At 53.9% G+C, this 12,920-nt stretch carries 15 protein-coding genes; 12 read left to right on the top strand and 3 right to left on the bottom strand.

Annotated features, from left to right (window positions below; translation table 11 throughout):
* Window positions 1–106: 106 nt before the first annotated feature.
* The 9 genes from QMG16_RS11600 to QMG16_RS11565 all read left to right on the top strand — a co-directional run bounded on the left by QMG16_RS11600 (window position 107) and on the right by QMG16_RS11565 (window position 8,378).
* A complete protein-coding gene (locus QMG16_RS11600; protein ID WP_281794369.1) occupies window positions 107–1,582 on the top strand; it encodes an anthranilate synthase component I family protein in 1,476 nt (491 codons plus the stop codon).
* 168 nt (window positions 1,583–1,750) lie between these two features.
* Complete coding sequence (locus tag QMG16_RS11595; protein ID WP_281794368.1) at window positions 1,751–2,326, top strand: anthranilate synthase component II; 576 nt, start codon at window positions 1,751–1,753, stop codon at window positions 2,324–2,326.
* A gap of 14 nt (window positions 2,327–2,340) precedes the next feature.
* Complete coding sequence (gene trpD, locus QMG16_RS11590) at window positions 2,341–3,357, top strand: anthranilate phosphoribosyltransferase (protein ID WP_281794366.1); 1,017 nt, start codon at window positions 2,341–2,343, stop codon at window positions 3,355–3,357.
* A 78-nt stretch (window positions 3,358–3,435) separates the two neighbouring features.
* Window positions 3,436–4,227 carry an indole-3-glycerol phosphate synthase TrpC gene (trpC, locus tag QMG16_RS11585; protein ID WP_281794364.1) on the top strand — a complete coding sequence of 264 codons (792 nt, stop codon included), beginning with the start codon at window positions 3,436–3,438 and terminating at the stop codon, window positions 4,225–4,227.
* Window positions 4,228–4,230: 3 nt separating this feature from the next.
* Window positions 4,231–4,956: a phosphoribosylanthranilate isomerase gene (locus QMG16_RS11580; protein ID WP_281794363.1), complete on the top strand. Its 726-nt coding sequence runs from the start codon at window positions 4,231–4,233 to the stop codon at window positions 4,954–4,956.
* Window positions 4,953–6,185, top strand: coding sequence for a tryptophan synthase subunit beta (gene trpB / locus QMG16_RS11575; protein ID WP_281794361.1), 1,233 nt, complete (start codon window positions 4,953–4,955; stop codon window positions 6,183–6,185). The genes QMG16_RS11580 and trpB overlap by 4 nt, the downstream gene beginning before the upstream one ends.
* A 49-nt stretch (window positions 6,186–6,234) precedes the next feature.
* On the top strand, window positions 6,235–7,032 hold the full coding sequence (gene trpA, locus QMG16_RS11570; RefSeq protein WP_281794359.1) for a tryptophan synthase subunit alpha: 798 nt from the start codon (window positions 6,235–6,237) through the stop codon (window positions 7,030–7,032).
* A gap of 256 nt (window positions 7,033–7,288) precedes the next feature.
* Window positions 7,289–7,603 (top strand): zinc ribbon domain-containing protein, encoded by a 315-nt coding sequence (locus QMG16_RS19585; RefSeq protein WP_373878672.1) that lies wholly within the window; start codon window positions 7,289–7,291, stop codon window positions 7,601–7,603.
* A 46-nt stretch (window positions 7,604–7,649) separates the two neighbouring features.
* A complete protein-coding gene (locus QMG16_RS11565) occupies window positions 7,650–8,378 on the top strand; it encodes a hypothetical protein (protein ID WP_281794357.1) in 729 nt (242 codons plus the stop codon).
* A gap of 410 nt (window positions 8,379–8,788) precedes the next feature.
* Here the strand turns inward: QMG16_RS11565 and QMG16_RS11560 are convergent, their stop codons facing one another.
* A complete protein-coding gene (locus QMG16_RS11560) occupies window positions 8,789–9,382 on the bottom strand; it encodes a superoxide dismutase (protein ID WP_281794356.1) in 594 nt (197 codons plus the stop codon).
* Window positions 9,383–9,752: 370 nt separating this feature from the next.
* Here QMG16_RS11560 and QMG16_RS11555 point away from each other — a divergent pair, with 370 nt between their 5' ends.
* From QMG16_RS11555 to QMG16_RS11545, 3 genes are all read left to right on the top strand, one after another.
* The gene (locus tag QMG16_RS11555; protein ID WP_281794354.1) at window positions 9,753–10,487 is read left to right on the top strand and encodes a basic amino acid ABC transporter substrate-binding protein; all 735 of its coding nucleotides are present in this window, start codon (window positions 9,753–9,755) and stop codon (window positions 10,485–10,487) included.
* Window positions 10,488–10,672: 185 nt separating this feature from the next.
* Window positions 10,673–11,458: an amino acid ABC transporter permease gene (locus tag QMG16_RS11550; protein WP_281794352.1), complete on the top strand. Its 786-nt coding sequence runs from the start codon at window positions 10,673–10,675 to the stop codon at window positions 11,456–11,458.
* A complete protein-coding gene (locus QMG16_RS11545) occupies window positions 11,445–12,185 on the top strand; it encodes an amino acid ABC transporter ATP-binding protein (protein WP_309298882.1) in 741 nt (246 codons plus the stop codon). Before QMG16_RS11550 ends, QMG16_RS11545 begins: the two co-directional genes overlap by 14 nt.
* A gap of 348 nt (window positions 12,186–12,533) precedes the next feature.
* On the opposite strand, the gene QMG16_RS11540 is transcribed toward QMG16_RS11545, so the two are convergent.
* Together QMG16_RS11540 and QMG16_RS11535 are read right to left on the bottom strand one after the other, a co-directional pair.
* The gene (locus tag QMG16_RS11540; protein ID WP_281794350.1) at window positions 12,534–12,716 is read right to left on the bottom strand and encodes a type II toxin-antitoxin system HicA family toxin; all 183 of its coding nucleotides are present in this window, start codon (window positions 12,714–12,716) and stop codon (window positions 12,534–12,536) included.
* Window positions 12,713–12,907 (bottom strand): hypothetical protein, encoded by a 195-nt coding sequence (locus tag QMG16_RS11535; protein WP_281794348.1) that lies wholly within the window; start codon window positions 12,905–12,907, stop codon window positions 12,713–12,715. Before QMG16_RS11535 ends, QMG16_RS11540 begins: the two co-directional genes overlap by 4 nt.
* Window positions 12,908–12,920 lie beyond the last annotated feature (13 nt).

The following is a 12,920-nucleotide window of genomic DNA, read 5'->3' as shown; positions in this document are numbered from 1 at the left end:
ATGTGAAGAAAAAGAGGTTTTCGTAAGGAGCCTTCCGAGAGACATCGGAGGGGTACCCTGAAACCGGGCAGGAATCAAACGATCAGCCGTCAAAAGCAGAGGCCATATGAAACTCAAATTATATCCCGAAAAAAAAGAATTTTTGAAATTGACCGAGCGGGGAAACCTCATTCCTGTCTGTCTGGACATCCTGGCGGACACGGAAACACCTCTTTCCGCTCTTGCGAAGATCTATGACGGCAAGGGGCCGGTTTTCCTCCTGGAAAGTGTGGAAGGTGGGGAACGCTGGGGCCGGTACAGCTTCCTGGGACTTTCCTCTCGCTGTACCGTTCGCGTCTACCGCGAAAAAGTGGTGGTGGAGGAAGGGAGCGCACGCCGTGAAGTGCTCCACCACGGGGATCCCCTCTCCGTCATGCGTTCCCTCATGTCGGGTTACCGGCCGGTTTCCCTTCCCGGGCTTCCCCGTTTTTGGGGCGGGATGGTGGGTTTCCTCACTTATGAAGCGGTTTCCTTCTTCGAAGAAATCCCCAATCGTTGTTCGGATGAGACGCTCCTGGCTCATTTCGTGATTCCCGACCAGTTGTTTGTGTTCGACAATATCCGCCACACACTCTCTCTTGTGGCCTATGCCATGGTCGACGGCGAGGACCCGGGAGAGGTCTACGATGCAGCCTTGAAAACCATCGACTTCATGCAGGGGCTGCTCAGGAAGCCTTTGCCCGAAGAGCGAGCCATGGAGGAGTGTCCTCTGAAACTCGAGCCCATTGTAGAGCCCGAATCCTTCCGCAACCAGGTGAGCCGCATCAAAGAATACATCACCGACGGCGATGTGATTCAGACAGTGCTCTCTCAGCCTTTTGTGTGCACTCCCCCGCCCGACCCCTGGCTGCTTTACCGCGCTCAACGCTACGTCAATCCATCTCCTTACATGTACTTTCTCCATTTCGGCGATTCGGTGCTGGTGGGCTCTTCCCCCGAAACCATGGTGCGGTTGGAAAACGGTGTGGCGACTCTTCGCCCCATTGCTGGTACGCGTCCCCGTGGAAAAACGGAACAGAACGACCGGGCCCTGGCGGACGAACTCCTTCAGGACCCCAAAGAACGGGCCGAGCATCTGATGCTCGTGGATCTCGGGAGAAACGACCTGGGCCGTGTGGCTGAAATTGGAACGGTCCAGGTGACGGACCTCATGGTGGTGGAACGCTATTCCCATGTGATGCATCTTGTTTCCAACATCACCTGTGACCTGAAGACGGGTTCCGACGCATGGGACCTGCTCAAGGCGACCTTTCCGGCGGGGACTCTTACGGGAGCCCCCAAAGTGCGGGCCATGGAAATCATCGCCGAACTGGAAAAGGAACCCAGGGGGGCTTACGGTGGCGCCATCGGATATGTTTCCTTCACGGGGAACATGGATCTGGCCATCACCATTCGAACAGCGTGCATACAGGATGGGCGCCTCACAGTGCGGGCCGGGGCCGGAATCGTGGCTGATTCGGATCCCGAGAGGGAGCGTCAGGAAACGATCAATAAGGCCATGTCCATTCAGAGGGCGCTGCAACTGATCTGTCAGAACAAATGAGGCAACGAAGGCCTCTCGATCGTTGTCGTATTCAAAGCATAATATAAAAGCCATTCCGGAAAACTTCCTTGGCAGCGGACACCCCCTTCAATTCCCCCCTGGAGGTGGAACTAAGGGGAGGGCCAAAGTCCACAGGAGGTTTCCGGATAGGTTCTAAGGGAGAACCCCATGATCGTAATGCTCGATAATTATGATTCTTTTACATATAATTTGGTCCAGTATCTTCAGATGCTGGGAGCGGACGTTCAGGTTTACCGCAACGACAGGATTTCCGTTGAAGAGATCCGGGCCATGAATCCCGAGGGGATCGTGATCTCTCCCGGCCCCTGCCGCCCTGAGGGTGCCGGGATTTCCGTCGCTTTGATTCAGGCCTTTTCGGGAAAAGTACCCCTTCTGGGAGTGTGCCTGGGGCACCAGGCCATCGCGGTTGCTTTCGGTGGGAGCGTGGTACACGCCAAACAGTTGATGCATGGAAAAGTCTCTTCGGTGCAGGCGGACGGCAAGGCCCTTTTCAAAGGAATAGCCAGTCCCTTCCAGGCCATGCGCTATCATTCCCTGGCCGTTTCACGCGAGAGTTTCCCCGAGTGTCTGGAGGTGACGGCGGAATCGGAAGACGGTGAAATCATGGGAATCCGTCACCGGGAACATCCCACGGAAGGCATTCAATTCCATCCCGAATCCATTATGACTCCCGTAGGAAAACGGCTGCTTCGCAATTTCCTCAACCGAACCAAAACACGATAAGGAGCAAACCGCCAATGTTTCAAGACAGCCTCAAGAAAATCATTCAAAGACATGACCTGGACGAAGCGGAAATGGCTTATGTCATGACGGAAATAATGTCCGGCAACTGTACGGACGCTCAAATCGGGGCACTCATGGGCGCTCTGGCCACCAAGGGCGAGACCTTTTCGGAACTGGCTGGAGCGGCCCGGGCCATGCGGCGCAAAGCCACTCGCATCCAGACGACAGCGGACACGGTGGTGGATACCTGCGGAACGGGCGGGGACCGGGCGGGGACGTTCAATATTTCTACCACGGCCGCCTTTGTGGTGGCCGGCTGCGGAGTCACGGTCGCAAAACACGGCAATCGGTCCGTTTCCAGCAAGTGCGGCAGCGCGGACCTTCTGGAGGCCCTGGGGGTGCGGTTGGATGTGGCTCCGGAAGTTGTGGAGGAAGCCATCGAAGAGATCGGGATCGGTTTTCTCTTCGCCCCGGTCTTTCATGGGGCCATGCGCCATGCGGCCCGGGCCAGGAAGGAGGTGGGCGTGCGTTCCATTTTCAATATGCTGGGGCCGCTCACGAACCCCGCCGGCGCCAACTGCCAGTTGCTCGGAGTCTATGCTCCCGGACTGACAGAAATGTTCGCCCAGGCTCTGCGCCTTTTGGGAACGCGGCGGGCTTTCGTGGTGCATGGACACGACGGGCTGGATGAAATCACCGTCTGTGCCCCCACCCGGGTTTCCGAACTCAAGGACGGCATGATTCGAACCTACGATATCACTCCGCAGCAGCTTCTGGGAAGGCAGGCTCGCCCCCAGGATCTCGCAGGGGGCGATGCCGCCGAAAACGCGGAGATTTCGCGCCGGATTCTGGCAGGTGAAAAAGGTCCCAAACGGGACGTGGTGGTGGTGAATGCTGCGGGGGCTCTCATTGCTGCAGGCGTGGCGGCCGATTTTCCCGAAGGCATTCAGAAAGCGGAAGCGGCCATTGATAGTGGAGCCGCGAGTGCCAAGCTCGATGCTCTCGTGCGCTATACCAACGAAAATGCCTGAAATGCTCAATAAGAATTCCAATGAATCCCTTTTTGCTTCAGATGGCCTCATTCTTACCAGGCGGAGAGCGAGATTGAAATGTCACAGGATTTTTTGAGCAAGATCCTTGAAAAGAAAAAAGAGGAAGTGGAAGCGGCTCGAAGGATGATTCCCGAAGACCGCCTCAAGGAAGCGGCGCAAAAGCCCAGAGAGCGGCATTCGCTTTTGAAAAGACTCTCTGCGCCCGGGCCGTATGGAACGAATATTATCGCTGAAATCAAGCGGGGATCCCCGTCGCGCGGAGCCATTCGGGCGGACCTCGATCCGCAGGCGTATGCAAGATCCTACGAAAAGGCGGGAGCTGCAGCCATTTCGGTGCTCACGGACGAGTCGTTTTTCATGGGCAGCCCGGAGGACCTGAAAAAGGTGCGTGCTGCGGTAGATCTTCCTCTTTTGCGTAAGGACTTTGTGATTTCTCCCTACCAGATCTACGAAGCCGTGGTTTGGGGCGCGGATGCCGTGTTGCTCATCGTGAGGGCCCTCTCCCCGGATCTGCTCAAAACATGCATCGAGCTGAGCCGGGAGTTGGGCCTAGATGCTCTGGTGGAAGTCCATTCGGAAAAGGAGCTCGAGACAGCGACGCGGGCCGGAGCGCGCCTGGTGGGAATCAACAACCGGGATCTCACTACTTTCAAGACGGACATTCGGACCTCGGTGCGGCTCTCCCGCCTTCTCGAATCCCATCAGGTGGCCGTTGCCGAGAGCGGAATCCATGAACGGGCTCAAATCGAGGAGCTTCTGGATGCGGGAATATGGAACTTTCTCATTGGCGAGAGCCTGGTGAAGGCGCCTGATCCGGAACCCGTTCTGAGAAGTTTCCTGGGGCAGTGAAAAATGAAACCATTCGATTCTCAAAAGGATGTTCGTGGAGCGCGGTATGAAAGATCGCTTTTTGCGTCGGGCATGACGCCGCAGGTGAAGATCTGCGGGTTGAAGCGCGTGGAGGAGGCTCTCGCCTGTGTGGAATTCGGGGCAAGCGCCGTCGGCTGTGTGTTCTACCCGCCAAGCCCGCGCTTTGTGAGCGACGAAGAGGCCCGCGCCGTCTGTTCGGTCTTGCCGCCCGAGGTTTGTGGAGTGGGCGTCTTCGTGGATGCATCCTTTCGCGACATTATGAAAAAAGTGGAACGATGCGGGCTCAAAGGGATCCAGTTGCACGGCAGGGAATCCCCGGAGTTTGTGATGCGGTTGCTTCAGGAGGGGCTCCTGGTCATCAAGGGGGTGTACGTGAATGGAATACCTTCCCTTGAAGCGGCGGAATCTTTTGGAGCATCGGCGTATCTGGTGGAATGCGGTGGAGGGGCCCTCCCCGGTGGGAACGCTCTCCAGTGGGATTGGGGAGCAGCCCTGGATTTTTCAAGAAAACATCCGACCGTTTTGGCGGGTGGTCTCAATCCTGAAAATGTCGCCCAGGCCATCGGTGCGGCTTCCCCCGATGCGGTGGACGTGAGCTCCGGGGTGGAAGCCGAGCCGGGCAGAAAAGATATGGACAAAGTGAAACGATTTCTGGAGGCGGTCTCTCGGAGCACCTGTTCCAGAAAACCGAGGAGGATTTTCAAATGAAGACGTCAGTCCAAACAGCGACGAAAATTCAGCTGTCTCGAACCATTACGGCTCTTCCCGACCTCAAGGGGCATTTCGGTGTTTTCGGGGGCAGGTATGTGGGAGAGACTCTCATGCCGGCGCTCCTGGAACTGGAGGCAGCCTACGAAACCATGAGCCGGGAGCCCGCTTTTCAGGAGGAGCTTCAGGAGCTTCTGAAACACTATGCGGGGCGCCCCACGCCTCTGTTTCTTGCCAAACGGCTCAGTGCCAAAGTCGGTGGAGCCGCCATTTACCTCAAGCGTGAAGATCTGGCCCACACCGGTGCTCACAAGATCAACAATACTTTGGGGCAGGCCCTTCTGGCCCGCTGGATGGGAAAAAAGAAGGTGATCGCCGAAACGGGTGCCGGTCAGCACGGTGTGGCCACGGCGACGGCTGCGGCGCTCTTCGGCATGGAATGCCGCATCTTCATGGGGGAAGAGGATATTCGGCGTCAGGCGGCCAATGTGCAGCGCATGCGGTTGCTGGGGGCGGAAGTGGAATCCGTATCCTCGGGAACGGGGACTTTGAAGGATGCCATGAATGAGGCCATGCGCTACTGGGTGGGGGCGGTTCGGGACACCTTTTACGTGATCGGTTCCGTGGCGGGGCCGCATCCCTACCCCAAAATGGTTCGAGATTTCCAACGAGTCATCGGGGACGAGGCGAAACAGCAGATCCTGCAGGCCGAAGGGCGCCTGCCCGACATACTCGTGGCCTGTGTGGGCGGTGGAAGCAACGCCATGGGCCTTTTCTATCCCTTTATCGAGGATCCCGTGGAAATGGTGGGAGCCGAAGCAGCGGGGCTCGGTGTTGCCACAGGGAAACATGCTGCGACCCTGGGGGCCGGAACGGTGGGGGTGCTTCACGGTTCCAAATCGTACGTGCTGCAGGATGCCGACGGCCAGATTCAGGAAGCCCATTCCATCTCTGCCGGCCTGGACTACCCGGGAGTCGGGCCGGAACATTCCTACTTCAAGGATTCCGGGCGGGCCCGTTACGAAGCGGTGGATGATTTTCAGGCTCTGGCGGCTTTCAAGGAACTCTGTGCGATGGAAGGGATCATTCCCGCGCTGGAAAGTTCCCATGCCCTGGCACAGGCCATGATCGAGGCCGCCAAACGGCCCCAGTCGGATATCATGATTGTCTGCCTGTCGGGTCGGGGAGACAAAGACCTTGGAATCGTTTCGGAACACATGAACAAATGAGGGTGCTTTTTTTCGGAATGGAGACTCATTAAAAGAGAGAGGAAATCTCGTGAATCGCATACAAACGACTTTTGAAACGTTACGCCAAAAGGGCGAAAAGGCTCTGGTGGGATTTGTATCCGCAGGCGATCCCTCCGTGGAAAAATCCCTGGCCATCATCAAAGCCATGTGCAGGGAGGGGGTGGACATCCTGGAACTGGGCGTTCCCTTTTCCGATCCCACCGCCGATGGCCCGGTCATCCAGCGGTCTTCCTCACGAGCTCTGAAAGCAGGGATCAATCTTGGAAAAGTTCTTGAAATGACCCGTGAAATCCGTAGGGAAACGGAAATCCCCATTGTTCTTTTCAGTTACTACAATCCCATTCTCGCCTATGGCGCCGCACGCTTTTACAAAGATGCCCTCGATGCAGGGGCTGACGGGGTCCTCGTGGTCGACCTGCCGCCGGAAGAGTCGGAAGAGATGACTTCTCAATGGGCCGGAAACGACTTGGACCTCATTCGCCTTGTAGCTCCAACCACGCCGCCGGATCGCATGTCCGCCATTGCCGATGGGGCGTCCGGCTTTTTATACCTCGTTTCCATGACGGGAGTTACGGGCAGCGGCGGCCTGGATTTGGCAGAGATCTCCGCAGTGACGGAAACTCTCAAGTCCCGCTGCAATGGAATCCCCATCTGTGTCGGCTTCGGCATTTCCACGCCGGAACAGGTTCGAGCCATAGGCGTTCTGGCAGACGGCATCGTGGTGGGCAGCGCCTTTGAACGGCTCATAGAAAACAATCTCGAAGATCCGAACCTGGCGGACAAGGTGGGTGCAGCGGTAAAGGCTCTCAAAGAGGCCACCCGCTGAAAAGTTCTTGATCTGTCCCACGGCGACGGAGGGTTATATCTCACAAGACCTGTGGGGCAGACTTTGCAGACTGCCTTCAAAAAGTGGATTTCCAGGTGATTTTTTTCCCCTCTTGTCTTCATATCGGCACATTCTTTCCCTATTTTTTATTTCGATCACTGATCCAATAGCCATTCTCGGCAATGTGTGTTATAAAATGCGGCTAGTTTTTGGTGCTTGAGCAGGGTTGCCTCCCGACAGGTGGAGTAGAGAGACTATGTTTTTCTTTATAGGGGGAATTCAACCTAAGACTGTTGAGCTGGAAGAAATTCCAAGGCTTTGTCCAGCTTGTGGATTGGCTCAGGCGCGGTTGCGACGGGTGGACTACTATTTGAGCCTTTTTTTTATTCCTTTGTTCCCTGTGAAGCGTGGAGAGCCCGTTCTCATTTGTGACCGTTGTGGCGCCGTATCCTCGCCGGATGCCCCTTTTGACGCGCGTCCTTCAGTATTGAGCAAAAAAGAGTGCCCTCAGTGTGGACAGCCTCTGGATCCGACATTCAAGTATTGTCCGCATTGCGGGAGCCGGATATAGATGGTCATTAAAGATTGCGAAAATGTGAATCCTGCGGGTGAGAAAGATGAAAAATAGCAAAAATGTTCTGTACTTTCCAAGAATTGCCGAACCTAATATCGAAAGCGTTTTAACGGAGTTTCTGCGGGATCAACAGAAGCGGTTGAAGACTCGGTCGTTTCACCGTTATGAGGAAGTGATCGATTTGCTTCGGCACTGCCTCAACGGGTATGGGTATCACGAGCTGGATAATTCTTCGGATATCGCTCTTTACGAGAAGCTTTACTTTCAGAAAAACCGGGAATTTTGCGTCATCTTCGGTCCGGACAAAATCCTTCCGTCTCTTTCGAATTTTATGAATTATTTCATGATACGCAAAGTCATGGCATCCGAAGCGCTCCTCCAGGTGACGGGGACCGTGGTCAAAAAACTGATCAAGTGGCTTGAAGAGCAGGGATATATCGATAGGGAATACGCTTTGCGTGGGCTGCGTATAGCTACCGAAGCCGCGAGAGAATTGCCTGCTGCCGAACGGCTGGCAAGGCTCCTCTATGAGTTCGCTCAGAATCACGCGCCCCGCTACTGGACATCCGAACTGGACGACTATTTCATTCTCGAGAAGGTCCGCCCGGGAATTCTTCTGCTTTCAGGGTCCACGGTGTCCGGGGTTGTGGAAGTGAGGGTTCCCAAGGAAATTACAGATCATTGCAGGGAGGGCTGGCAGATCAACCTGCTTCTCGGAAAAACCCGAAACGGATGGTGCATTCTGGAAACGGGGAATGTTTATCCCAGCTAGGAGCGGTCGGGTACGGACCGATATCAATTACGCAGTCACATGTTTTCTGGTATTCACGCCTGATCCCCCTGCGGATACGGGAAGGATTAGGTTCGGCGAGTGTGCCTCGCCCACCGTCTGAAGGCTTTGTTTCATTTTTTGTTGTGACCTTTCCGGTCATGGGAATCAATGAAAATCCCCCTGTAAATGCCTTGCATGAAGGGCCCTTTTTATTTACGTGAGACCTTCCTGCCGTAAAGGGCGACTGCACAGGGGGATGAAGCAGTTCAGGCTATTCTTCTGCGCCTTCTGCGATTCTTAAAGCCTATCCGAAAACTTTTCTCGGCGACGAACACCCCCCTTTCATTCCCCCTCGAGGGGGGGACTAAGGGGGGTGTTCCAAAGTCCACAGGAGGTTTCCGGGCAGGTTCTTACCCAAAACACGAATTCACGAAATCCCAGTTGATCAATTTATCAACAAATGTGATGAGATAATCGGGCCTTCTGTTCTGGTAATCCAGGTAATAGGCATGCTCCCAGACATCTACCACCAGCACCGGCTTCATTCCCTGAACGAGAGGATTCTCGGCATTGGGGGTCTTGGTTACCTGAAGACGGTCTCCATTAAGGACCAGCCATGCCCAGCCGCTGCCGAACTGTGTGGCGCCGGCAGTCTTGAATTCCTCCACGAATTTTTCGTAGCTTCCAAAATCCGCATTGATCTTCTGAGCGATAGCTCCGGTGGGAGTGCCACCCCCGTTTGGCTTCATGCATTTCCAGTAGAAGGTATGATTCCACACCTGGGCTGCATTGTTGAAAATGCCGGCTTTGGAGGCATCTCCCGCCACTTTTTTGATGATCTCTTCCAAATCCAGATTGGCCAGATCAGTTCCTTCTATCAGTTTGTTCGTGTTGTCTACATATGCCTTGTGGTGCTTGTCGTGGTGAAATTCCAAGGTTCTGGCGCTGAGGTAGGGTTCCAGGGCGTTTTTTGCGTAAGGCAGATCGGGTAACGTGATGGCCATAATTCCTCCTCTAATAAAGTTAATGGTTGTTTTCCAAAACAGTTTCGAGACGGACAATGGATTGAGGCGCGAGAAAGATATGAAGACTGCCGAACAAAGCTTATGAGCATATTCTAAGATAACATTGCGCCATCTGTCTCTCCGCTCTGATGCACAATCGTTCAATTCTATTAAGCATCGTCTGAGAGAAGCTCAAGAGTCTTACTGAAAATGAAAGGAATGGAATGATCTTGACATAGTCCGTGTGCTCTGTTTATATCTTTTGACCTCATTAGGAGGGCACGTCCTGAGACTTTGGACAAAAGTATTCCAACCTGTTTTACTTACCGCACCCAATAAAAAAAATTCATCGAAGGGGGAGGGGCGAATAATGATGAAGAGAGTTCTGTTGACGCTCATCGCGGCTGTCATGCTGACATCTTCTGTCTGGGCGAAAACCATTGTCGTTGCACAGGATGCCACTTGGCCACCCATGGAATTCATGAACGACCAGAAAGAAATCATTGGCTTTGATACGGACTATGTTCGGGCTGTAGCCAAAGAAGCCGGTTTTGATGTGGTTTTCAAGAATGTGGCATGGGATGGTATATTTGCCGGCCTGGATGCGGGGCAGTATGACGCTGTTTGCTCGTCGGTCACCATTACCGAAGAGAGAAAGAATGCAATGGATTTTGGAATTCCCTACTTCAAAGTGCGTCAGGCTCTCGTCGTTCCCAAAGAATCCACTGCAAAGACCCTCGAAGAAATGAAAGGCAAAACCGTGGGCGCCCAGATCGGCACCACCGGCTACTTTGCCATCAAGAAAATCGAAGGGGTTACGGCCAAGTCTTATGACGAAATCGGGCTCGCCATGGAAGATTTGTTCAGCAACCGCATAGACGGTGTGGTCTGCGACGATCCCGTAGCAGCCCAGTATGCTCTTCAGAAGGCAGAGTATGCGGCAAAACTGAAAATAGCCGCCGTTCTGGATACCGGCGATGAGTATTATGGAATAGCCGTCAAAAAGGGAAACAAGGAAGTCCTCGACCTCATCAACAAAGGCATCGCAGCGGTACAGGCCAAAGGTATCGATAAGGAACTTCGCGCCAAATGGATGGGGCAATAGGCTGTCGAATTCAATGTCTAAGGGATAAATGAACAATAAGCGCGCTCGAGAATCCAATGCTCGGCGCGCTTTTGCGTGTATGCCCATTGCACCGTTTGGAAAGGCGCGGCGAAGCCCGTTTTACCTGCAAGGATTATTCTTGCTGTTTTTGCAGTGCATGATTCATTTGAGAAAAGTCGGAAGCGATGCCTATAGACAAAAAGATCATCGATGTCACGGATGGTGCGGCCATTCCGAGAAAAAAAGATGCCGGGCTCTTTTCCGCCTGGCGTATCTCTTTTGTGGGGGCTTTGATCATTCTCGGCAGTCTGGTTTTTTTCCAGCCGGACCCCTACCTCAAGATCGTCAAGTTCTTGCCCGATGGGATACTCATCACCTTCGAAGTCACCTTCTTTTCCATCGTTTTCGCCGTATTCCTGGGGCTCATCACCGGCCTTGGCCGCATATCGAAGAATGCTCTCATCAATGCCGTTGCATCGACTTATGTGGAAGTCGTCCGGGGGATTCCGCTTCTCGTTCAGCTCTTCTACATCTATTATGCCCTGGGAAGATTCGTGCGACTGCCGGATATGGTGGCGGCCATCATCGCCATGTCCCTGTGCTACGGCGCTTACATGGGAGAAGTCTTCCGGGCGGGTATAGAATCCATCGACAAGGGGCAGATGGAAGCCGCCCGGTCGCTCGGATTCAACCGGACTCAGACTATGTTCTACGTTATCCTGCCCCAGGCGTGGCGGACCATTCTTCCTCCTGTGGGCAATGAGTTCATCGCCCTTCTCAAGGATACCTCCCTTGTCTCCATCCTGGCGGTAGCGGACATGCTGCGCCGGGGAAGGGAATTTGCTTCGGAAACATTCACCTACTTTGAAACCTATACCGTCATTGCCCTGGTTTATCTTTTGATCACGCTCCTCCTTTCCAAGCTTGTAAGCCTCATGGAAGAAAAGCTGAATTACTATGACCGATCCTAAGCCCATCATCACCATTGAAAACGTCAATAAATATTTCGGGCAGTTGAAGGCTCTCAACAACGTTTCTCTCTCGGTCCGGCCGGGTGAGAAAGTGGTCATCATCGGTCCCAGCGGTTCTGGGAAAAGCACTCTTCTGCGTACGATCAACCGCCTGGAAGAAATCGATTCCGGACGGATCATCGTGGATGGTTTCGATATCATGGACAAGCAAAATGATATCAACCGGATCCGGATGGAAGTGGGAATGGTCTTTCAGAATTTCAATCTTTTTCCCCACAAGACAGTTCTCCAGAACCTGACTCTCGCTCCCACGAAGCTCAAGAAAATCCCCTTGGCGGAAGCTGAAGAGAACGGCCGGCGCCTTCTGCGGAAAGTGGGGATCGAGGAAAAGGCCAATGTCTATCCTGCGCAGCTTTCCGGGGGACAGCAGCAGCGGGTCGCCATCGCTCGGGCTCTGGCCATGAACCCTAAGATCATGCTCTTCGATGAACCGACTTCCGCGCTGGATCCCGAGATGATCGGCGAGGTACTGGACGTCATGGTCCATCTGGCCCGCGAGGGGATGACCATGGTGGTGGTGACCCATGAAATGGGGTTTGCGAGGGAAGTGGCGGACCTCGTGGTTTTCATGGACCAGGGGGAGATCCTGGAGGTGGGAACTCCCGAACATTTCTTCCAGGAATGTCAGCATTCTAGGGCCAAAAAATTCCTCAGCCAGATCCTGTAAGAAATCGGGGTCAGCCCTTGACATAGGACATACACTGAAATCAACAAACGATTGCACTCTTTTCGCAGGGTATTTCTTGACGCGATATTGGTGAAGGAATCCAGTGTGTGCTATAAATACAGGCCTACCGCACCTATGCAAAATGGCAAAATGCCGCTGAATAATTGTGACATAGGACCCAATCCACGCTTTCCGGTACTCTCCATCAAGCTTTCGAAACAGTACCAATCATGGGCTTGAGCATCCTAACACGAAGCCAACTGGCCGGGCGCCACGGAACCACCCAATCAGCCTCGCCACATTCCCGCCCGCTCTGGTTGAGCGGCAGGTTCGACTCTGTCACCGTGTTCATTTTATGAGACCGAGGTGCTTCTTGATGTGTTTGGCCAAAGCATCATCGATCTCGGTGTGTCGCGGCACTGGCTGCTTCCGGCTGGTTGCCGGATTGAGGTAAATGTCGTGATTTGTCCCATGGCGGTGCAGGTTACAGCCTGCTTCCGTGAGTTGACGGATCAATTCAGCGCGCTTCATACAACAATAATATCTTTGATCTGATAGCCATCGGGAACATCTTCCATAACCATCATCCTATAGGCATCCTTCAAGTTTTCCTCTAATTCCTCGAGGGTTTCTCCTTGGGTCATGATTTCCGGGTGCTCAAGGAGTTTTCCCAGCCAGAATTTCTCACTCTTCCAATAGATCATAGTAAAACGCTTGCTCATGTTACTTTTCCTT

The organism is Desulforhabdus amnigena (genome assembly GCF_027925305.1).
Taxonomy (GTDB): domain Bacteria; phylum Desulfobacterota; class Syntrophobacteria; order Syntrophobacterales; family Syntrophobacteraceae; genus Desulforhabdus; species Desulforhabdus amnigena.
The sequence above is the reverse complement of the archived record's forward strand: the minus strand, read 5'-3'. Positions and strand labels throughout refer to the sequence as shown.

Bases quoted from the DNA above. Each gene is read 5' to 3' on its own strand.
- QMG16_RS11550 (WP_281794352.1), top strand. From the start codon at position 10,673: ATGCCTATAGACAAAAAGATCATCGATGTCACGGATGGTGCGGCCATT.
- QMG16_RS11560 (WP_281794356.1), bottom strand. From the start codon at position 9,382: ATGGCCATCACGTTACCCGATCTGCCTTACGCAAAAAACGCCCTGGAA.
- trpD (WP_281794366.1), top strand. From the start codon at position 2,341: ATGTTTCAAGACAGCCTCAAGAAAATCATTCAAAGACATGACCTGGAC.
- QMG16_RS11545 (WP_309298882.1), top strand. From the start codon at position 11,445: ATGACCGATCCTAAGCCCATCATCACCATTGAAAACGTCAATAAATAT.
- QMG16_RS11580 (WP_281794363.1), top strand. From the start codon at position 4,231: ATGAAACCATTCGATTCTCAAAAGGATGTTCGTGGAGCGCGGTATGAA.
- QMG16_RS11595 (WP_281794368.1), top strand. From the start codon at position 1,751: ATGATCGTAATGCTCGATAATTATGATTCTTTTACATATAATTTGGTC.
- QMG16_RS11600 (WP_281794369.1), top strand. From the start codon at position 107: ATGAAACTCAAATTATATCCCGAAAAAAAAGAATTTTTGAAATTGACC.
- QMG16_RS19585 (WP_373878672.1), top strand. From the start codon at position 7,289: ATGTTTTTCTTTATAGGGGGAATTCAACCTAAGACTGTTGAGCTGGAA.
- trpC (WP_281794364.1), top strand. From the start codon at position 3,436: ATGTCACAGGATTTTTTGAGCAAGATCCTTGAAAAGAAAAAAGAGGAA.
- QMG16_RS11540 (WP_281794350.1), bottom strand. From the start codon at position 12,716: ATGAAGCGCGCTGAATTGATCCGTCAACTCACGGAAGCAGGCTGTAAC.
- trpB (WP_281794361.1), top strand. From the start codon at position 4,953: ATGAAGACGTCAGTCCAAACAGCGACGAAAATTCAGCTGTCTCGAACC.
- QMG16_RS11565 (WP_281794357.1), top strand. From the start codon at position 7,650: ATGAAAAATAGCAAAAATGTTCTGTACTTTCCAAGAATTGCCGAACCT.
- QMG16_RS11555 (WP_281794354.1), top strand. From the start codon at position 9,753: ATGATGAAGAGAGTTCTGTTGACGCTCATCGCGGCTGTCATGCTGACA.
- QMG16_RS11535 (WP_281794348.1), bottom strand. From the start codon at position 12,907: ATGAGCAAGCGTTTTACTATGATCTATTGGAAGAGTGAGAAATTCTGG.